Here is a 20,096-nt window from a genome sequence, read left to right on the forward strand (position 1 = left end):
CCCGTTCGGCGGCGATCCGCTTCCAGACAACGCAGTCCCCGGGATGTAACCCCAATCATACGGCCGGAACAACCCGTCGTTAATTCAAACGAAAGTCGAAAACGAAAATGAAACAAGAGGAATTATACCAGAACGCCGTCACGTTGTTGCAAAGCCTGATCCGTACCCCGTCTCTGAGCAAGGAAGAGGATGCAACGGCCGAACTGCTCGCCAGCTTCCTGCAGGGACACGGCGTGGCGATCCACCGCAAAGGCAACAACGTCTGGGCATTCAACCGGCATTACGACCCGGCCAAACCGACCATCCTGCTCAATTCCCACCACGACACCGTCAAGCCCAACACGGCTTACACGCGCGACCCGTTTTCACCCGAGATCGAAGGGGACCGGCTGTACGGGTTGGGCAGCAACGACGCGGGAGCGAGCGGCGTGTCGCTGCTTGCGGCATTCCTGCACTACTACGACCGCAGCGACCTGAAATACAACCTCTGCGTGGCGATTACGGCCGAAGAGGAAAACAGCGGTTCGGGCGGACTCGAAAGCATCATTCCCGACCTGGGCCCGTTGGAATTCGCGATCGTGGGCGAACCGACGCTGATGCAACTGGCCATCGCCGAACGAGGCCTGATGGTAATCGACTGCACGGCGCACGGCAAAGCGGGACACGCCGCACGCGAAGAGGGGGACAATGCCATCTACAAAGCGATGCGGGACATCGAATGGTTCCGGACCTACCGTTTCCCGAAGGAATCCGACCTGTTCGGAGCAGTCAAAATGAGCGTTACGATCATCTCGGCGGGTTCGCAGCACAACGTCGTCCCGGCGCAGTGCCGTTTTACGGTAGACATCCGCGTGACCGACCGCTATACGAACGAAGAGGTGTTGGAGATTATCCGGGAACATGTACAATGCGAAGTGACGCCGCGCTCGACCCGGCTCAAGCCGTCAAGTATTCCGCCGTCGCATCCGATCGTACAGGCCGGTCTGGCCCTCGGCCGTACGACGTACGGTTCACCGACCACTTCGGACCAGGCCCTGCTCGACATCCCGTCGCTGAAACTGGGTGTCGGCGACAGCGCCCGCTCACACAGCGCCGACGAGTTCGTGCACCTGAGCGAAATTCGCGAGGGAATAGAACTCTACATCGAAATGCTGAAAGCGGTTTTGTAACTCCGTCTTTTCGCATTACCTCTAAGGTATAACACAAAGGAAATAAAACCTGCTTCATTCCTGACCTTCGGCAACTCGCCGCAGCAACGGATAACAGGCCCCTAAAACGACAGTCAAATACGCAATAACACTAAAGAAGATCAACAGATGAAACTGTGGCAGAAAAACACCGATGCCAATCAGGCGGTCGACCGGTTCACGGTGGGACACGACCGGGAGATGGACCTCTTTCTGGCCGAAGCCGACGTGCTCGGTTCGCTCGCACATACGCGCATGCTCAACTCGATCGGATTGCTCGGCGACGAAGACCTGCAGGCCGTGCAGCGCGAACTAAAGAAAATTCATGCCGACATCGTAGCCGGACGCTTCACGATCGACGAAGGTATCGAAGACGTCCATTCCCAGGTGGAGTTCCTGCTCACCGAACGGATCGGCGACGCGGGCAAGAAGATTCACAGCGGACGTTCGCGAAACGACCAGGTACTGGTCGACCTGCGGATTTTCCTGCGCCGTCAAATCAAGGAGATCGTCGAGGACGTGGAGAGCCTGTTCCGCCTGTTGCAAAGCCTTTCCGACAGATACAACGAGGTGCTGATGCCCGGCTACACGCACCTGCAGATCGCCATGCCCTCTTCGTTCGGGCTGTGGCTCGGCGCTTACGCCGAAAGCCTCGTGGACGACACCGAAATGTTGCATGCCGCCTACCGCATTTGCAACAAAAACCCGCTCGGCTCAGCGGCCGGTTACGGCTCGTCGTTCCCGCTCAACCGCACGATGACCACCGAGTTGCTCGGCTTCGACACGCTGAGTTACAACGTGGTATACGCCCAGATGGGACGCGGGAAAACCGAACGGATCATGGCGCAGGCCATGTCCTCGGTAGCCGCCACGCTGGCCCGGCTTGCGATGGACAATACGATGTTCCTGAACCAGAATTTCAATTTCATCTCCTACCCGGCCGAACTAACCACCGGATCGAGCATCATGCCGCACAAGAAAAACCCGGACGTATGGGAGTTGATCCGCGGCAAGTGCAACCTGATCCAGGGACTGCCCAACCAGATCGCAATGATGACGACCAACCTGCCCATCGGCTACAACCGGGACCTCCAGCAGCTCAAAGAGGTACTCTTCCCGGCAGTTGCAGAACTCAGGAGTTGTCTCCAGATGGCGCATTATATGCTCGAAAACCTTTCGGTCAAAGAGGATATCCTCAACGACCCGAAATACGACTACCTGTTCAGCGTCGAGGTGGTGAACGACCTCGTGTTGCACGGCACCCCGTTCCGGGAAGCTTACAAAAAAGTTGGGCTGGACATCGAGAACGGAACTTTCAAGGCACCTCACACCGTACATCATACACACGAAGGCAGCATCGGAAACCTCTGTACCCAGCAGATCGCCGCGCTGATGGACGCTCAACTCGCCCGGTTCCATTTCGAACGCGTCGAAGCGGCCGAAGCGGCACTGGTCCAACCCTAACGCCAGCTATCGGGGACAGTGCATCCTACCCCAGACCGGGAAAACGGCCGCACAGGCAATAAATCTACAGAAAAGCCGATAAAACCGAGCGTCATCCCTCCCTGACACTCCGGCATACCAACCTAAACTTTTATTTTCCGACACCGATGAAACGAACACAGCTGATTTCCGCCTTTCTGAGTCTGGCGGCCCTGTGGGGAGTCCAGACAGGAAGTGCCGCCGCCCAGTCCGCGGCAAACGCCAAACCCGCCTATCTAGATGCCCGGTGCCCGGTCGAAGAGCGGGTCGAAGACGCCCTCGCGCGCATGACCCTCGAAGAGAAGGTAGCGCTGTGCCATGCACAGTCGAAATTCAGCTCGGCCGGCGTTCCGCGCCTCGGGATCCCCGAAATGTGGATGAGCGACGGACCGCACGGCATCCGTGCCGAAAAGTTGTGGGACGAATGGGACGACGCGGGATGGACGAGCGACTCTTGTACGGCATTCCCAGCCCTTACCTGCCTTGCCGCGACATGGAATCCGACCCTGGCCGACACTTACGGACAGGCGGTCGGCGAAGAGGCCCGCTACCGCAACAAAGCCGTGTTGCTGGGTCCCGGAGTCAACATCTATCGCACGCCGCTCAACGGGCGCAACTTCGAATACATGGGCGAAGATCCTTTCCTGGCCTCGGCCATGGTCGTTCCGTACATTCAGGGCGTGCAGCGCAACGGTGTAGCGGCCTGTGTGAAACATTTCGCGGTGAACGATCAGGAGACGGACCGGTTCAACGTCGAGGTCAAAATCGACGACCGGACGCTGCACGAAATCCATCTGCCGGCTTTCAAAGCCGCCGTTCACGACGGTGGGGTATGGGCCGTAATGGGTTCCTATTCGATCTACAAAGGCCAACACTGCTGCCACAACCAATACCTGCTGCGTGACCTGCTCAAACGCGACTGGGGCTTCGACGGCGTCGTGATCTCGGACTGGGGTGGTACGCACGACACGCGTGAGGCGGCGCTCAACGGACTAGACATGGAGATGGGATCGTGGACCAACGGGCTCACGCTCAGCTGGAGCAATGCATACAACGAATATTTCCTTGCCGATCCGTTCCTCGAGCTGCTTCGTTCAAAAGAGATCGACGAAGAAATCGTCAACGACAAGGCACGAAGGATCCTGCGGCTGATGTTCCGCACGACGATGAACCCGGACCGACCTTACGGCTCGTTCGCGACAAAAGAACACGCACTGATTGGCCGGAAAATCGCCCAGGAGGGTATCGTCCTGCTGAAAAACCAGGACAACCTGCTTCCGCTCGACCCAAAACAACCGCGCAGGATTCTCGTGGTCGGGGAAAATGCCAAAAAGATGATGACGCTCGGCGGCGGAAGTTCCGAACTGAAAGTAAAATACGAAATATCGCCCCTGCAGGGTATCGAGAACTATTTCTCCCCTGCATCCCAGGTGACTTACGCCGAAGGATACAGCAGCGTTCCCACGCAAAACCGCCACGCCCTGCTGCTGGAAGCCGTCGACGCGGCCCGCAAAGCCGATGTGGTGATCTTCGTAGGCGGCCTGAACAAAAACGAAAACCAGGACTGCGAAGGAGCCGACCGCCGCAGCCTCAATTTACCCTACGGGCAGGACGAGCTGATCGGCGAACTGGCCCGCGTGAACCGGAACCTGGTGGCAGTCATCATCAGCGGCAACGCAATAGCGATGCCGTGGGTGAACGAAGTGCCGGCCATTGTCGAGGCATGGTACGGAGGTACGGAAGCCGGCAATGCGATCGCTTCGGTGCTCGCAGGCGAAGTGAATCCTTCGGGCAAATTGCCGTTCACCTTTCCGGTACGGCTGGAGGACAATCCGGCTATCGCCCTGGATGCCTATCCCGGGGACGGCAAACAGGTGGAATACAAAGAGGGGATTTTTGTCGGATACCGTTGGAACGACCGCGAACAGATCAAGCCGCTCTTTTGTTTCGGCCACGGATTGAGCTATACCACCTTCGAATACGGCAAAGTGACCGCAGAGGGCAGGCAAATGGGCCCGGACGGAACAATCACCGTCAGCGTGCCGGTGAAAAACACCGGTTCGCGTGCCGGTGCCGAAATCGTACAACTCTACGTCAGCGACCTGAAATCGTCGCTTCCGCGCCCGGTCAAAGAGCTCAAAGGTTTCCGCAAAATCACGCTGCAGCCCGGCCAGGAGCAGATGGTTTCGTTTACGATCGACCGGAAAGCGCTGAGTTTCTATGACGATACAAAGCAGGATTGGGTGGCAGAGCCCGGCACATTCGAAGTATTGGTCGGCGCATCGGCCTGCGACATCCGCGGCAAAGCGGCATTCGAGCTGACAGCCCGATAACTCTGTGCACGGACATACTCCGTCCGCATACAACCCGTCGGCGAGCCGGGAAAGACAAAACCGGCCGGAGATCAAACCGTACAAACGCAGGAGACACATCCGATGTTCAAACGCAAAAACACACGTGTATCCAAACCGTGCCCCCAGCCGGTGTCCTCACGGGAAAAGTTCCGGCATCCCCTGCTGGGAGAGATCACGCTGAACCGCTCACCGCGGGCCCGGCGGCTCTCGATCAGCGTCCGGCCCGACGGCGAAGTGCGGCTGACGATTCCCTGCGGAGACAATGAGCGTACCGCGTTGAACTTTCTCGATCAAAAGAGCGCGTGGATCGAACAGGCCCGTGTGCGGATGCTGGCACGCCACCCGAAACAGGTCATCGAACCTCCCTACTCGACCCGCAGCCATACGCTGCGGCTCTATCCGTGCGCCTGCCGCACGATCCGCACCCGCGTCGGCGAAGGGATTATCGAAGTTCGGTATCCGATGGAGCTCCGTTACGAAGCCGCCGAAGTACAGGATGCGATCCGCAAGGGGATCGAACAGGCGTGGCGCACAGAGGCACAGGCCGACCTGCCGCAGCGGACGGCCCGTCTTGCCGGGCAACTCGGCTTCCGGTGCGGTGCGGTGACGGTACGCAATGCACGCACCCGTTGGGGCAGTTGTTCGGCCCGCGACGACATTTCACTGAGCATCCACCTGATGAAGCTGCCCGACGAGCTGATCGACTACGTGATTATCCACGAACTCTGCCATACGATCCACAAAAACCACGGCCCGAAATTCCACAAACTGCTCGACCGTCTCACGGGCGGACATCATCTCGAACTGCGCCGACGGCTCAAAACCTATTCCACCCGCTGGTAGCACATTCCGATTCTACATATCCGGTTACGACACCCGACTAAACGCCTTCTATATACCACCTAATACCGGGAAACAAACAGGGAACCATCTTTCAGATGGTTCCCTGTTTATAATCCTATCCAAAAAGTTGATACGGATTTAAACTATTTCTCCGCGAACAACTTTTCCATCTCCTCGAGCGAACGCCCCTTGGTTTCGGGAACGAATCTCCACATGAACAATGCCGCCAATACCGCCATCAGTGCATAAATCCAATACGCAAACGCATGGTGGAAAATGCCGTTGAGGTAGGTCGATTTATCCATCATCGGGAAGGTCCAGGAGACCAGGTAATTGGCGACCCACTGCGCCGCGACAGCAAGTGCCATCGCCTGGCTGCGGATCTTGTTCGGGAATATTTCTGCGAGAAGCACCCAGCAGATCGGACCCCAGGAGACTGCGAACGACGCTACGTAACACAACATCGCCAGCAAAGAGAGAAATCCCATTTGTTCCAGGAAGAAAGTCATCCCGAGCGTCACCATGCTTACGGCCATGCCCAGGCTCCCGATAATCATCAGCGGGTGGCGGCCGAAACGGTCCACCGTAAAGATCGCCAATACGGTGAACGAAAGGTTGATCACCCCGACGATAATCGTCTGCGCCAGCGCGGCATTCGTCCCCATGCCCATGTTGCGGAAAATTTCAGGAGCATAGTAGAGTACCACATTGATGCCGATAAACTGCTGAAATACGGAGAGCAACATACCAATCACGATCACCCCCACCCCATAGCTGAACAGTTTGGCTTTTACCGTTCCGTGCAGGGAGCGGCGAATACTTTGCGCTTCGACCTCAGCTTCAGGGGCGCCGTTGATCCGCTCCAAAATAGCGACCGCCTTTGCTTCGCGGCCTTTCATAATCAGCCAGCGGGGACTTTCCGGCACACCCAATACCAACAGGAACAGCAGTGCCGCCGGAATCACTTCCGAAAGGAACATCAGCCGCCAACCGGTCGAGGTCAGCCATGCTTCGTCACCGTTCAGCGCGATAAAATAGTTGACGAAATAAACCACCAACATTCCGAAGATAATCGCAAACTGGTTCCACGCCACCAATCCGCCGCGCCGTGAAGCGGGGGCCATTTCGGCGATGTACATCGGCGAAAGCATCGATGCGAGGCCCACCCCGACGCCACCGATAATGCGGTAGATAATAAACTGGGTGAGGAAAGTATGCGGTGCTCCATGCGGGAAACCCATTTCGGGATAAGCCGATCCGACCGCCGAAATGATAAACAGGACGGCGGCTATCATCAGGCCGCGTTTGCGCCCCAGTGCCGAAGCCACGACACCTCCGACCATACCGCCCAACACGCAGCCGATCAGCGCACTCGACACGGCAAACCCCAGCAGCGAGCTGGCCGCCGTCTCGCTCAGGCCGAGCGGCGCAACGAAATTCAGATCGAGGTACTTCACCGTTCCCGAGATCACCGCGGTATCGTAGCCGAAAAGCAGACCGCCGAGTGTCGCTACCAGTGTCAGGAACATCAGGTAGCTGTTATTTTTATTCATTCAGGTATGTTTTAGGAGTGATCCCGGGAGTCAGGACAGTGCCCGGATACCGCGCTGTCCCTGCTCCCGGGAAAGATTCAGATGCAGTTTAGATATAGAGCGACAAAAGTTGCTCGTACTTCTCCTGCTTGCCGCTGATGCATGCTGGTTCTCCCGCAGCGGCGGCAAAGTCGCGCAGTTGCTCGAGCGTCAGCTTGCCCTGTTCGAACGCCGCACCGTTACCGTCGTCGAACGAAGCATAGCGCTCCTTGCGCCAGGAGTCGAGCTGGCCGTCTTTGAGGATCGTATCGGCGACGATCAACGCACGGGCGAAAGTATCCATCCCCGCAATGTGCGCGATGAAGAGGTCCTCGATATCGGTCGAATTGCGGCGGGTCTTGGCGTCGAAGTTGATACCGCCGGTTTTGAAGCCGCCCTGGCGCAGAATCACCAACATCGCCTCGACCGTCTCCTGCAGGTTGATGGGAAACTGGTCGGTATCCCAGCCGTTTTGCGCATCCCCGCGGTTCGCATCGATGCTGCCCAACATGCCTGCATCCGCTGCGCACTGCAGCTCATGGTCGAACGTGTGCCCCGCGAGCGTGGCGTGATTCACCTCGATATTGACTTTGAAGTCCTTGTCGAGGCCGTAATGGCGCAGGAAGCCGATCACCGTCTCGGTATCGTAATCGTACTGGTGCTTGGTCGGCTCCATCGGTTTCGGCTCGATCAGGAAGGTTCCTTTGAAACCGTTTTTACGGGCGTAATCGCGCGCCATCGTGAGCATCATCGCCAAATGGTCCTTCTCGCGTTTCATGTCGGTATTGAGCAGCGACATATACCCCTCGCGGCCGCCCCAAAAGACATAATTCTCGCCGCCGAGCGCGATCGTTGCGTCGATTGCGTTCTTGATCTGCGTGCCGGCATAAGCCACCGCCGCAAAATCGGGATTGGTCGCAGCGCCGTTCATATAACGTGCATTACTGAAAACGTTCGCAGTACCCCAAAGCAGCTTCACGCCGGTCTCCTGCTGTTTCTGTTTGGCATACTCGACGACCGCCTTCAGGTTTTTCTCATAGCTGGCCACATCGCCCACCTCGCGCACAAGATCGACATCGTGGAAGCAATAATACGGGGCCCCGATTTTTACGAAAAAGTCGAACGCCGAATCCATCTTGGCTTTGGCCTGCTCGACCGGATCGCCGATACCGCTCCACGGGAAAAGGTGCGTCGCACCGCCGAACGGATCGCTCCCGTCGGCACAGAACGAATGCCAGTAGGCAATCGCAAAGCGCAACTGTTCCTTCATGGTTTTGCCTCCGATTACGCGGTCTGCATCATACCAGTGAAACGCCAGCGGATTTTTCGAATCCGGGCCTTCGTACTTGATTTTGGCGATCTTTGAAAACATCGATTCCATTTTGTCTGTTTTTATTGATTTGTAATTCCTGTCCTTACGGATTGAATGTGCAGATTGCCCGGATGCCGCCCTCCAATATCAGGAACCAGTTCCAAAGCGCCTGCTCCGTTCGTTTTACTGATTTTCCAACTGCAATTGCAATTCCTTTTTCCAGATTTGATACGTCTCTTCCAACACCTGGCGAATCGCCGGATCGGGATGGACCTCTTCGATCCGGCGCAGCGAAGCGAAAGCCTCGTTCCGGTTCCTGTACAATCCGGCCCCGAGTGCCGCGCCCCGGGCTGCGCCCAATGCACCGTCGGTATTATAAAGCTCGATATTCGCGTCGCACAGGGTCGCCAGCGTGCTGCGGAACAGCGGACTGAGGAACAGGTTGGCATGCCCGGCCCGGATCACCCCGGCCCGCAGGCCCGATTCGCGCATAATATCGACCCCGTACCGGAATGCAAAAGCGATTCCTTCCTGTGCCGCGCGCAGCAGGTGGGCACGGTTGTGGCGGTTCAGGTCGACATGCAGGACGGAAGCCCCGGTATAGCGGTTCTCGAGCATCCGTTCGGCCCCGTTGCCGAACGGATGCATCAGCACGCCGTCGCTGCCGGCAGGAACCGTCTCGCACAACTGGTTCACTTCGCTGTAACTCAATTCAGGAGCCACGGTGCGTTTCGCCCAGGCATTGAGGATACCGGTACCGTTGATACACAGCAGCACGCCATAGCGATGCGCCTGTGCCGAGTGGTTCACATGCAGGAAAGTGTTGACGCGCGAGAGCGAATCGGCTTTCGGAAGGTCGGTCACCCCGTAAACGACGCCCGAAGTGCCGCCCGTAGCCGCAATTTCACCCGGCTCCATCACGTTCAGTGAAAAAGCGTTGTTGGGCTGGTCTCCGGCCCGGTAAGCGATCGGGATACCCGGTTCCAGTCCGAGTTCCGCAGCGGCGCCGGCACTCACATGCGCCTGAATGCCGATCGACGGCAATGCCTCGGGAATGCTCCGGGGATCGATCCCGTAATAGTCGGCGACGAAATCGGCACGTCCGTCCGCGACGAAATCCCAGAGAATCTGCTCGGACAGCCCGCTGCATGTGGTCGAACGCTCGCCCGAAAGTTTGAAGAGAATGTAGTCGCCGGGCAGCATAAAACGGTCGGTGCGGGCAAAAACATCCGGTTCGTTCTCACGAACCCAAGCCAACTTCGACGCGGTAAAATTACCGGGAGAGTTCAGCAGGCGTTCGAGGCACCGTTCGCGTCCCAGATCGCGCAAAGCCCGTTCACCCTGTCCGACAGTCCGGCTGTCGCACCAGATAATAGACTTGCGCAACGGTTCGCCCTGCGTATCGAGACAAACCAGCCCGTGCATCTGGTAGGTAATGCCGATCGCCCGTACGAAACCAGCCGGTTTGCCTTTCATCAACTGCCGGATACCCTCGCAGGCATACTGCCACCACATCCGGGGATCCTGTTCGGCCCATCCCCTGTGCGGCGCATCGATCGGCATTTCCGCCTGCGGCAGTGTCACAGAACCGGCACATGCGCCCGAAGCCACCTCCAGCAGTGCAACCTTCACCGACGAACTGCCGATATCAATTCCTAACGTATATACCATCTCTCTTTCTTTAAATTTTCCGCCGAAATTCTAACCTTACCGCCGAAACCTTCCGGCCAATCCGTCGCCCGGTGCGGCGCTATGCCCGCTATAGCCGCCTCGAAAGGTGCCGCACAACCGGGATGCGCCCCGTAAAGCCGATACTCCGGGCCTATAATTGCCAATTGATAAAATTAAGCCTGAACTTCTGCCGCACATCCTTCTGGAACCGGCCCTTATCGAAGGAGTAAAACATGGCCGGTTTGTGGGCCACATGCTTCTCCCGTTCGCCCGTCTCACGCAGGTAACCCGACGAAAGCACCTTCTTCCGGAAATTACGGTTATCAATCTCTATTCCAAGTATAGCCTCGTAGAGCACCTGCAACTGGCGGAGCGTAAATTTACGCGGCAACAGTTCGAATGCGATCGGCTCGACCATCAGCTGCCGTCCGAGCGTCTCGAGGGCACGGGCCATAATCTGTTTGTGATCCATGGCCAGGCGCGTCACCCGCTCCACTCCGACCCATTGGGCATGCTCGGCCGCGGCCGAAGCGATCAATGCCTCGTTGAGCTTGACGAGCGCATAATAGCCCACCGTCACGACCCGCCCCGTATGTACGCCGTAATGTTCGTTGAGCCACCGCAACTCTTCACCCACCACGCGGTCGGGCTGTGAAAATACATGCAGTTGGCGCAGGTAAATATCCCGCCGGCCCATATACTTATCCAGTACACGTGCCGCCGACGCGCGGAGTTCTTCATCCTGAAAAATCAGGCTGCCGGGCAGCTTGAAATCATGGATGCGTTCGCCCGCGGGATTGACAAAATCCCGCTCGACAAGCAGCACCTTGAGCGCTGCGCCATCGAAGCCGAACACGACACAATCGACCGAAAGGGAGGGATTAGGTTGCGGAGACATGCAAAATCAGTGTTTTAGGTTTCAGGTTTCAGACAAAACTAAATTTTCTCCGGGACAAATCCAAACTTAATGTATTTTTCACGCTAAGCCACCCCCAGGCACACAAAAAATGTTTGAATATCAAAATTTTGATATTCAAACACTAATACACTCCACTACGCTTAGGCTGTCTCCGGAAAAAATTCGCCGGTAAAAACCGGCAACCGCCTGAATCCAGATCCTGCGAACTACCGCACCTTCGGATCGTTCAGCGCATTGCGGACAGCGGAATCCGAGTCCATACCCCGTTTATGCAGCATTTCGAAATCAAGCCGCTTCAGGCCGGCCTTGCGGTAATCGACCGCCTTGTTGTGGTCGTTCAGGTACAGGCGCTCGCCGGGAGCATAGCTGTCGCTAACCAGCGAATACCGCTGATTGATATAGGGACTTTGCAGCGAGGCCATATCGGTGATCGTATGGAAAACCTGCGCCGTAGTGGCCGGTGAAGCCTCATGCGACAGGGCTGCGACATATTTTTCGGGATAGAGTGCGCGATATTCGGGCGAAAACCAACCGAAAGAGGCCACATGCAATTGGTAGTAGGTCGGCGTCGGCGATGCATGCAGGAAGCGCACGCGGGAATCGTCCATCATATCTTCGCCATGATCGGACGAATAAAACAGCGCCGTACAGGCCTGCGTACCCTCCAGCACCTTGATAATTTCGTCAAGTACATAATCCGTATAATAGACGCTGTTGTCATAGGCATTGACCATGATGGACCGGTTGTTTTTATTGATCGCCGAGATCAGGTCGGGCGTATAGCGGGCAAACTCCTGCGGGTAACGCTTCCGGTAGTCGTAATGCGAACCGTACGTGTGCAGCACGATCAGCAGGTTGCTGTCGCTCTGTTGGATGATCTCGCGGATACTCGGCAGCATCTCGCCGTCGGGACGGTTATCGGTATACAGTTCCCCTTCGCGCGGAGAAATATCGATGCGGCGTTCGGCCTCTTCTGAGAAGAAGTCGATCAGCGAACGGTTCGGTACCTGGTTCGACAGGTACCAAGTCTGGAATCCGGCCTCCTTGAAAGCGGTGATCAGGCTCTTTTGCACATAGATCGAATCGTAATTGGCTGCCGAAGCGGGTGACAGGATGATCGGTACGCTCTTGTGTGTCGCATTGCTCTGGGTCAACACGTTCGAAAACGGCACCACCCCTTCGCGCTTCTCCAACCGGGGCGTCGTCTCGCGGTCGTAGCCGAAAAGGCTCCACGAATCGGCCCTGGATGCTTCGCCGATCACCAGCACGTAAATTTCGCGCCCGGGAGCCTGCCGGTTCTTCACCGCATGGAACGTAAAATCTTTCGATGTTTCGTGATAGCGCTCGCTGAGGCCCCAACGCTCCAGCGTCAACTTGATATTATAGCAGACATTAACCGGAAAAACCTGATATTTAATTCCGAAATCGGGCACCTTGACCCACGCATATATCGTGAACAGCAAACCGACAAACGCCATGCCGAGCCCCGTGCGGAGCAATTTGCGCCGGAACAGGCCGCTGAGCCGCTCCTTGATGCAAAGCGACCGGACGCCCAATACCAGCAACGGCAGGTACAAAATACAGACGAACAAAACCGCAGGCCACAGGTTGGCCAGTAATTCGCCCGCCTCGGAAGCATTCGTCGTAAAGAGATTGGTAAACATGTCCACCGCGATGATCGACCCTCCGAATAGGTAGAGCAACACGATTTGGAACGCCCCCAGAATCATCAGCGGCAGCGACACGAGCATCAGTGTTCCCGGCTTGCGCAGGGCCGCCATCAGCAATGCGTAAAAAGCCGCCGGCCAAAGCAGTGCCGCCAGCGTCACACTGAACGGATAGCGCTCCGTAATCGTAAGCAGCACATTAGGTACCATCATGATTACCACATACAGCATCGCGATGCTCTCCTGCCGTCCGACGAGTCGCCCGAACACGCGGAAACCCTTGGACTCTTTGATTTTCGACATTTTTTTCCTGCCGCCCATCTTCTTGCTCTCTAATTTTCTCTATTTTCCTGTTTCCGTTCTCATGTCTCAAAATCCGAACCGGACTGTATTTATAGCGTCATACCGACTGTCCTGACCACCCGGCCGGCACCCTCCGAATAAAACTCCTGCACGGACGACACCGGACACAACCGGCTGTGCATCAAAACGCCTCGTTGATACTGAACAGGAAGCTGTTCTCGCCTTTACCGAACCCGTAGTCGAACCGGACGTTGACTTTATTTTTGAACTCCCAACGGTATCCCACGCCATAGTTGGGCAATGTGTGTGCCGGATTGAACTCGCCGAAAGTCGGGAATACATTGCCGGCCCCGACCCATACCGCCACACCGTGACGGTTGTAAATATGCTGCCGCAGCTCGGCCTGTACCTCGACCATCTGCCGGTCGCGGTAGCGCCCCTCGTAATAGCCGCGCATCCGGTACGAGCCGCCCAAACGGGCCAGCATCGTCCAGGGCACGCTGCCGGTACCCAGCTGAGCGTAGAAATCGTAAGCCATCACCGCCCCTTTCCACAGTTTGTGGTATGCGTCGAAAATCAGTTCGGTTTGGGTAAACGCCCCCTTATTACCGAAAAACGACGGGTAGAAACGTTGATCCAGACGCGCATAAATACCCCGCGAGGCATTGTAGATCACATCGCGCGAGTCATACATCAGAATCACGCCGATACTCGTATTGGTATATTGCGTATTCTCGCCGTTAAGCAGTGAAATATCGGAAAAATCTTTGCCCTTGATATAATTGAAGCTGACGCTCGGTCCCAGATAAAATTTCGGAACCAACCGGAAAAAGAAATCGACCTTCACCTGGCTCTGCATGCGCTTGTAGGAACCGGGCGTACCATACATGCCCTTATCGTAACCTATTCCCCAGAATGCGCTCGGGAACGAAAAGAAGTACGTCGTGAAATCGAGCCTGTATTTGGCCCCTTTGAACAAGGTGTTTCCCCTCACGCCCAACAACCAGAAACCGGTGGTAGTGATATCGCCGAACAGGGATATGTTAGAAGGCGGAATGGAAAGGTCTTTGCGATCGACACGGTAGAGCCCGGCAGCCACCAGCCCCAACCCAAGCTTAATATCGCTCGAGTAGTGCGGACCGCCGATAATGCTGAAATCGAATTTTTTGGTAAGCGTCTTATCGACATTCGCCGATTTGAAATAGTTATAAAAACGGTGGAAAAAGCCTTTCTTCACGGTCGAATCGCCCGACATGCTATCAACAGCCATCTCCATGCTATCGGCCGGGGCATGCGTCTTCCCCTGCATCGAGTCAGGTTTTGATACGGACAACTCTTTGGTCACAACGGGAACCGCTCCCGACGTGACGCCGGTCTCCTCAGACAGTACCGAAAGCGTTTCGGGGGGAACCGGTCGGGAATCGGCAGCGGCGCCGGACCGACCGGCTGGCGCCTGCTGTTGGGCGGATGCGACCACCGACGTGTCGGCAGCCGCTACGTTTCGTTTTTTAACCGCACTTTCCGTACGATTCACGGCTCCGGCGGACGTTGCAAAGAAAACCGACCCTATCCATACGGCCAGCAGAAATCCTCTCATGCTGTTCTTTGTTTTCGTTTATATTCGAGATCAGAAAAAGAACGATCGAACCTGCGAATATACGTCCAATATCGCGGATATGAAAATTCCACCTCTCGGGAGTTTCAATACCGCATTTCGCCGGAAACAGGGCCGGCGCGTCCATCTGCAATATAATAATTTAAAAATCAAAGGAGTATTCCCAGTACTGGGAATACTCCTTTCGAGTTCTATAACGGGAAAAACCGGACTTTTACGATATTTTTACCACCGGAATGGATAGCAGGAATGCCAATTTCCCGATTTTGTCGGCAATATGCCCCGTGCCGATCGCACAGTGGTGCGCCGGACCCGCCTTGGACCAGGCGTCCATAAAGGCCCGGGCGCCGATTCCGAACCGGTAACGGCTGTTGGTATTACCGATATTGAGCACTTTGCCCGGAACCGACTCGCCTTCGGCCACCAGCAGGAAAATCCCGTCACGGCCTTCGACCACCGACAACAACGTCACGGGACCGTGCTTGACCGTCATCTGGATCGACAGCCCCTTACCGGGTTTGCCGTGATAGATCGGCAGCGGCACAAGCCCCACACGCCCTTCGGCAATCGCAAAATGGGCCGGGCCGTCATGCCCCCACAACACCACGTCATCCTCGAAGTCCATCGCATAGGGTTCCGAAAACGACCCTCCGGCACCGAACTCGGCCATAATCTTCATCGCTTCGGCATTTTTCACTTCGCACTCGCCCGCCACCGGGATATTCTTGCCCGTCAGCAGCGTATTCCCGGCGATCACCGACGTCACGACGTTCTCATAATCGTTGCCGCTGGCGCCTTCATAATAGTAGGCCATTGAACCGAGATCGTACTTCTTCACCAGTTTGTCCAGCGCGACCGACGTCCGTGCGGCCCGTTCGATCTCCGCACGTTCGCATTCCGACGACACTTCGAACGTGTCGTAAAATTCGTCTATTTTGGCCTGAACTTCCTCTGCGGTGACCCCGTCGCGCAACTCCTTGAGCTGGCACATCTCGAGTAGTTCGAAGTGGGTTCCGAACACGCCCGACATTTTCGTCAGGTCGGTGTACACATCGAGCATCCCGCAGTAGTAATGTCCCAGCACCCCCATCCGGTCATGGCGCAGGGCATGGGCCACGCGCGCCGCCTCAACCCAACCGCCGATCTGTTCCCAAACCGACTCCTCGCCCAGGTATCCCGTCACGATATCGTACCGGAGACCGAGCCGATTGAACACGCACGCCACCTCAGGCACCGAGCACGCCTGGCAGTTGGCCAGCCACTCGCCGGTCATCCGGCCCCGGTCCCCCAGCGAATTGATATAATCGTAATCGATGGCCGCCGTAGGCTGCAGGTTCAGCACCACCACCGGAACATTCAGGCGGCTGACGACCGGCAGCACCGTCGACGAAAGCGCATAAGTCGAGATATAAAGGAAAACCAACTCCACGTCGTTCTCCTTAAGCAATGCCGCCGCCGCATCCGCTTTGGTCGGATCGTCGACCATGCCGGCATCGGTCACTTCGACGCCCATCGCGCCGATCCGGTCCGCGATCTCGCGCCGGTAACCTTCGAGCCGGTCGAGCAGTCCTTCGAACTGCCCCCAATAGGTATTCAGCCCGATTCCAAAAAGTCCTATCTTCATAATTCAGTAGTTACAAAACACGCTAATATTTAATAAAATAATTTTCAAAGGGCATAAAAGCCCCACTTTCCGCACGACATCCCGAAAGTGTCCCGGCACACCGGCGGAACCCGCCGGGACTACTCCCGGCGAACCCGGAAATTATCCCGACAACTGCTCCGCAAAGCGTGATACGGACAGCGGCACACCGCTTCAGCCCGATTTGCCACGAAAGTTTCCGATCCGAGTTTTACACCCCTTCATAAAGGGTAAAATCGGACTGTAACCCAAACGGGGTAAGGCGATATTCCGAAGCCTTTTTCGGACTGTCCACCTCCCAGCAGTTGGGACCGACATAACCGTCATAGGCCCGGTGGTGTGGGCCGATAAAGTTCTGCATACTGCCCACTACGCGCAATTCGACGTGATTGCCGCCCTTGGTCAGGTAGGGAGTAATATCCAGGGTATAGGGATCGGAGAAGATCACGCCCACCTTACGGTCGTTGACCCATACCTCCGCGACCGATCCGTTCCAACGGTCGGCTTTCACCCAATGGCGTTTTCCCGTATCCTGCACGTCATAGAATTTCGAATAGCGCATCTCCCACGGATAGAACGGCGCGCCAAGTTCCTGCCAGTCGGCCAGCCGGTCGTATTTGTGCGCGGGAACGATCACCCATTTCTCCCCACGGTTCACCACATCGAAATTACCCAGCACATAAACGGCCCCCAGTTCGGTATCCACCGTCGTGTGATCGGCGACGAGCTCGATCCGGTTTTCACCCGGTTTAACGAGCGATCCGATGCCCATCGTCTTGAAATCTTCATCGACGAGCCAACCGTGTCCAGCCCTTACCGGCGTACCGTTCACCTTGACCGTATAAAGCCATGGGCGCTCGACCAGAATCTTCATCGACGCCAGATCGACATCGCCCTCCCCGACCGTAAATTTGTAAGTCGCGGTAAAACCCGGAGCCGCGGAAAGGTCCATATTGACGATGTCGCTGCCGTACTGAATCGCACGGTTCCACGGGTTATCCTGCAATCCGGCGTTCAGGTAAATCTGCTTGCCGGCCGCGTTGTAGTACAGATTCCGGTACTTCTTATCCCCGCTGACCAGATCGACGAAATCGATCAGCAGCACATTATCCTTCACGCGGCCGATACTCAGCGGTCGCATCTCCTTGAGCGGCATGCCTCCACTCAAGACAGCGGCCTTCTCGGCGGCCAGAGGCTCGTCCGACACCCGCAACAATACGCTGCCGGCAGGTTCTATGGTCGTTTTGACGGCGACTTTACCGTCGCCGGAAGTATACGGAATTTGATACGTTTTGCCGTCGAGCGCATCCATGCGTACGACATATTTGCCGTCCAGCGCCACTTCGACCGCCGTCGGTTCATCGAGCGATACATTGGTCAGCAGCAATACCTGACCGTCAGCGAACTCCTTGCGGTGATGGTGCAGGTCGCCCCCCGACACGGTGACAAAACGGATGTCGTCGTTGCGGAAATTCGATTCGATAAATTCGGGTGTACATACCGGGAGTCCCGCTTGGGATGCGGTAGTGTTTAAACCGCCCCCGGCAATACTGTTAGACTTACAAAACGCTTCGACTTCGGGAGAAACGACACCGTCCACCCGCGACGGACAGCCGAAGGCGATCAGTTTCCCGCCCTGGGCAACGAACGATTTGAGCAGGTCGAAAGTAGCGCCTTCGATATTTTCAGTCCCGTCCGGAATCACGAACGTGCTGTACGCGCGATTGCCCACAACGAACTTGCCGTCGCGCACCGATCCGTTCGTCTGGAAAATATGTTCGCAACCCAAATCGAATTCGACTTGCGCATGCTCCAGCGTCGCAACAAGATCCTGGAATTTCTGCCCGATCTCCAGCGAAGCGCCTTCGGCCGGTTTACCCATATAGTTGTTGTAGAGCCATGCGGTCGTGGTGGGCTCCAGGACGAGGATATCGTTGACCTGCTCGCCCAGGCTCATCACCGTGCAAATGCGCGCGATGTAATCGTTCAGGACGTGGTAGTTTTCCCACCACGAAGCGGCGCGCGTGAACATCGGCGGATAGTCGAATTTGCGAACCCCGTCGAGGCTCATGTGGCCGACATGCTGGTTCACAAGGTTCACCCCCAGCACCATCTGCCAGTCGGCGAGGCGCTTCATATCCTTAAAGGTAGCCTCCCAGCCCGCGCCTCCATATGTTTCGCTCAATACCCGCTGGCGGCCGAGCTGGTTCGCGATGCTGCGCACCTCCTTGACCGAACGGATATTGCCGAACTGGGCATGCACATCCTTCTCGTTGAACTGATTGAACAGCATGTCGATACCGGGGGTCTGCTGCCACGCGGCCATCGACATGTTGTCGATCACTCCGGTCACGTTAGGCCAGCTGTGTTCCCAATAATGTCCCGTCCACGAAATGCCCTTTTCGTCGCAATAACGCGACCACGGTTTGGCCCAGCGGTCGACGAACATATCGTTGAGCAGCGCGAAGTAATCGTGCCGTACCCGTTTCCAATCGCCCACCTCCTCGTGCAATGCGGGCAGTTGGTCGCGCAAGCCGTAGCCGTAACGCGCCCGGAATGCTTCGAACAGGTCCGGCGTCCAACGCAGGCCGCCGGACGATACCACCTCCGGCTCATCGGTGAAAATTCCTTTTACGTTGTTCTTCAGATCCCCGCCGAACGTTTTTTCGTAACCGTCCATAGTAATCTCCATGAACTTACCGGTCACGCCGTCGGCCAACAAATCGACGTACGAACCGCCCGCATACCACGGGGAAACTTTGTAATAGGTTTTCTCGTAAAGATAGAATTTACCTTTTTTGCCTTTCATCTTCGGGGCCTTGGCGGTAACATCGGTCAATTTGCCGCCTTTCTCGCTGACGACCACCGCGTATTTCGACACGTCGCCGGGCATCACTCCGACAACGGTCGGCATCAGTCCCGCGCCCTGGTTGTAGGCTTCGGGCATCTGGCGGTAGACATGCCCTCCGGCGAATCCGCTCGGATAGGAGTTCTCATCGTAAATCCAGACGTCGATGCCGAGCAGTTTACCCCGGTCGACCGTATATTTATACATTTCGAGCCACTCGGGCGACAGGTAATCGGTTTTCAGACCCGGACGCGGGTGGATAATCACCGCGCCGCATCCCTGCCGACGGTACTCGTTGAGCATATTGTCGATCTGGTACTTGCTCACTTCGGTATTCCAGACCATGAACGGCGCGGTGCGGAACTCGCCGCCCGGAGACGGGAATTCTTCGATCAGACGGGCCATAGAAGCCGCAGAGCCCACCTGGGCTACGGCAGACCCTCCGCAGAACACGAGCGCTGCGAGGGAGAGAAGGATCTTTTTCATTCGGTTCGTTTAGGTTATGATTCGTTTCAATTCAAGCGATACTCCCGGAAGTCGCCCGTCTATCACAGGGCAGCACCCCTGCACGGGCCGGCTCCGAAACGGACAGGCAAATACCGTCCGCCCCTACCCGGATAGCGGGAAAACCCCTTTCCGCGCACCGGGCATCCAAATATACGATTTAAAATCGAAAGCACCG

The 20,096-nt window shown here is 56.6% G+C and carries 12 protein-coding genes; 4 read left to right on the forward strand and 8 right to left on the reverse strand.

Features of this window, described 5'->3' with window-relative positions; all coding sequences use genetic code 11:
- The first annotated feature begins 107 nt into the window (after positions 1 to 107).
- The 4 genes from NQ495_RS04845 to NQ495_RS04860 all read left to right on the forward strand — a co-directional run bounded on the left by NQ495_RS04845 (position 108) and on the right by NQ495_RS04860 (position 5,866).
- Positions 108 to 1,169 carry a M20 family metallo-hydrolase gene (locus NQ495_RS04845; RefSeq protein ID WP_009134079.1) on the forward strand — a complete coding sequence of 354 codons (1,062 nt, stop codon included), beginning with the start codon at positions 108 to 110 and terminating at the stop codon, positions 1,167 to 1,169.
- 147 nt (positions 1,170 to 1,316) lie between these two features.
- Positions 1,317 to 2,651 carry an argininosuccinate lyase gene (gene argH / locus NQ495_RS04850; protein ID WP_009134078.1) on the forward strand — a complete coding sequence of 445 codons (1,335 nt, stop codon included), beginning with the start codon at positions 1,317 to 1,319 and terminating at the stop codon, positions 2,649 to 2,651.
- 146 nt (positions 2,652 to 2,797) lie between these two features.
- A complete protein-coding gene (locus NQ495_RS04855; RefSeq protein WP_009134077.1) occupies positions 2,798 to 5,002 on the forward strand; it encodes a glycoside hydrolase family 3 C-terminal domain-containing protein in 2,205 nt (734 codons plus the stop codon).
- Between the two features lie 150 nt (positions 5,003 to 5,152).
- Entirely contained in the window at positions 5,153 to 5,866 is a 714-nt protein-coding gene (locus tag NQ495_RS04860) for a M48 family metallopeptidase (protein WP_040294508.1), read from the forward strand.
- Between the two features lie 143 nt (positions 5,867 to 6,009).
- Here the strand turns inward: NQ495_RS04860 and xylE are convergent, their stop codons facing one another.
- The 8 genes from xylE to NQ495_RS04900 form a co-directional block, all read right to left on the reverse strand.
- Positions 6,010 to 7,419 carry a D-xylose transporter XylE gene (gene xylE, locus NQ495_RS04865; RefSeq protein ID WP_040294218.1) on the reverse strand — a complete coding sequence of 470 codons (1,410 nt, stop codon included), beginning with the start codon at positions 7,417 to 7,419 and terminating at the stop codon, positions 6,010 to 6,012.
- A gap of 88 nt (positions 7,420 to 7,507) precedes the next feature.
- Positions 7,508 to 8,818: a xylose isomerase gene (xylA, locus tag NQ495_RS04870; RefSeq protein ID WP_009134074.1), complete on the reverse strand. Its 1,311-nt coding sequence runs from the start codon at positions 8,816 to 8,818 to the stop codon at positions 7,508 to 7,510.
- A gap of 114 nt (positions 8,819 to 8,932) precedes the next feature.
- Positions 8,933 to 10,420: a xylulokinase gene (locus NQ495_RS04875; RefSeq protein ID WP_009134073.1), complete on the reverse strand. Its 1,488-nt coding sequence runs from the start codon at positions 10,418 to 10,420 to the stop codon at positions 8,933 to 8,935.
- A 151-nt stretch (positions 10,421 to 10,571) separates the two neighbouring features.
- The gene (locus NQ495_RS04880; protein WP_009134072.1) at positions 10,572 to 11,318 is read right to left on the reverse strand and encodes an NUDIX hydrolase; all 747 of its coding nucleotides are present in this window, start codon (positions 11,316 to 11,318) and stop codon (positions 10,572 to 10,574) included.
- Between the two features lie 227 nt (positions 11,319 to 11,545).
- On the reverse strand, positions 11,546 to 13,327 hold the full coding sequence (locus tag NQ495_RS04885; RefSeq protein ID WP_009134071.1) for a sulfatase-like hydrolase/transferase: 1,782 nt from the start codon (positions 13,325 to 13,327) through the stop codon (positions 11,546 to 11,548).
- 163 nt (positions 13,328 to 13,490) lie between these two features.
- On the reverse strand, positions 13,491 to 14,906 hold the full coding sequence (locus tag NQ495_RS04890; protein ID WP_009134070.1) for a BamA/TamA family outer membrane protein: 1,416 nt from the start codon (positions 14,904 to 14,906) through the stop codon (positions 13,491 to 13,493).
- A gap of 232 nt (positions 14,907 to 15,138) precedes the next feature.
- A complete protein-coding gene (locus NQ495_RS04895) occupies positions 15,139 to 16,548 on the reverse strand; it encodes an L-fucose/L-arabinose isomerase family protein (RefSeq protein WP_009134069.1) in 1,410 nt (469 codons plus the stop codon).
- Positions 16,549 to 16,777: 229 nt separating this feature from the next.
- Complete coding sequence (locus NQ495_RS04900) at positions 16,778 to 19,900, reverse strand: glycosyl hydrolase (protein ID WP_009134068.1); 3,123 nt, start codon at positions 19,898 to 19,900, stop codon at positions 16,778 to 16,780.
- Positions 19,901 to 20,096: the final 196 nt, after the last annotated feature.

It is taken from the genome of Alistipes indistinctus YIT 12060 (assembly GCF_025144995.1).
Classification (GTDB): domain Bacteria; phylum Bacteroidota; class Bacteroidia; order Bacteroidales; family Rikenellaceae; genus Alistipes_A; species Alistipes_A indistinctus.

Bases quoted from the DNA above. Each gene is read 5' to 3' on its own strand.
- xylE (WP_040294218.1), bottom strand. From the start codon at position 7,419: ATGAATAAAAATAACAGCTACCTGATGTTCCTGACACTGGTAGCGACA.
- NQ495_RS04885 (WP_009134071.1), bottom strand. From the start codon at position 13,327: ATGGGCGGCAGGAAAAAAATGTCGAAAATCAAAGAGTCCAAGGGTTTC.
- xylA (WP_009134074.1), bottom strand. From the start codon at position 8,818: ATGGAATCGATGTTTTCAAAGATCGCCAAAATCAAGTACGAAGGCCCG.
- NQ495_RS04900 (WP_009134068.1), bottom strand. From the start codon at position 19,900: ATGAAAAAGATCCTTCTCTCCCTCGCAGCGCTCGTGTTCTGCGGAGGG.
- NQ495_RS04855 (WP_009134077.1), top strand. From the start codon at position 2,798: ATGAAACGAACACAGCTGATTTCCGCCTTTCTGAGTCTGGCGGCCCTG.
- NQ495_RS04895 (WP_009134069.1), bottom strand. From the start codon at position 16,548: ATGAAGATAGGACTTTTTGGAATCGGGCTGAATACCTATTGGGGGCAG.
- NQ495_RS04880 (WP_009134072.1), bottom strand. From the start codon at position 11,318: ATGTCTCCGCAACCTAATCCCTCCCTTTCGGTCGATTGTGTCGTGTTC.
- NQ495_RS04890 (WP_009134070.1), bottom strand. From the start codon at position 14,906: ATGAGAGGATTTCTGCTGGCCGTATGGATAGGGTCGGTTTTCTTTGCA.
- NQ495_RS04845 (WP_009134079.1), top strand. From the start codon at position 108: ATGAAACAAGAGGAATTATACCAGAACGCCGTCACGTTGTTGCAAAGC.
- NQ495_RS04875 (WP_009134073.1), bottom strand. From the start codon at position 10,420: ATGGTATATACGTTAGGAATTGATATCGGCAGTTCGTCGGTGAAGGTT.
- argH (WP_009134078.1), top strand. From the start codon at position 1,317: ATGAAACTGTGGCAGAAAAACACCGATGCCAATCAGGCGGTCGACCGG.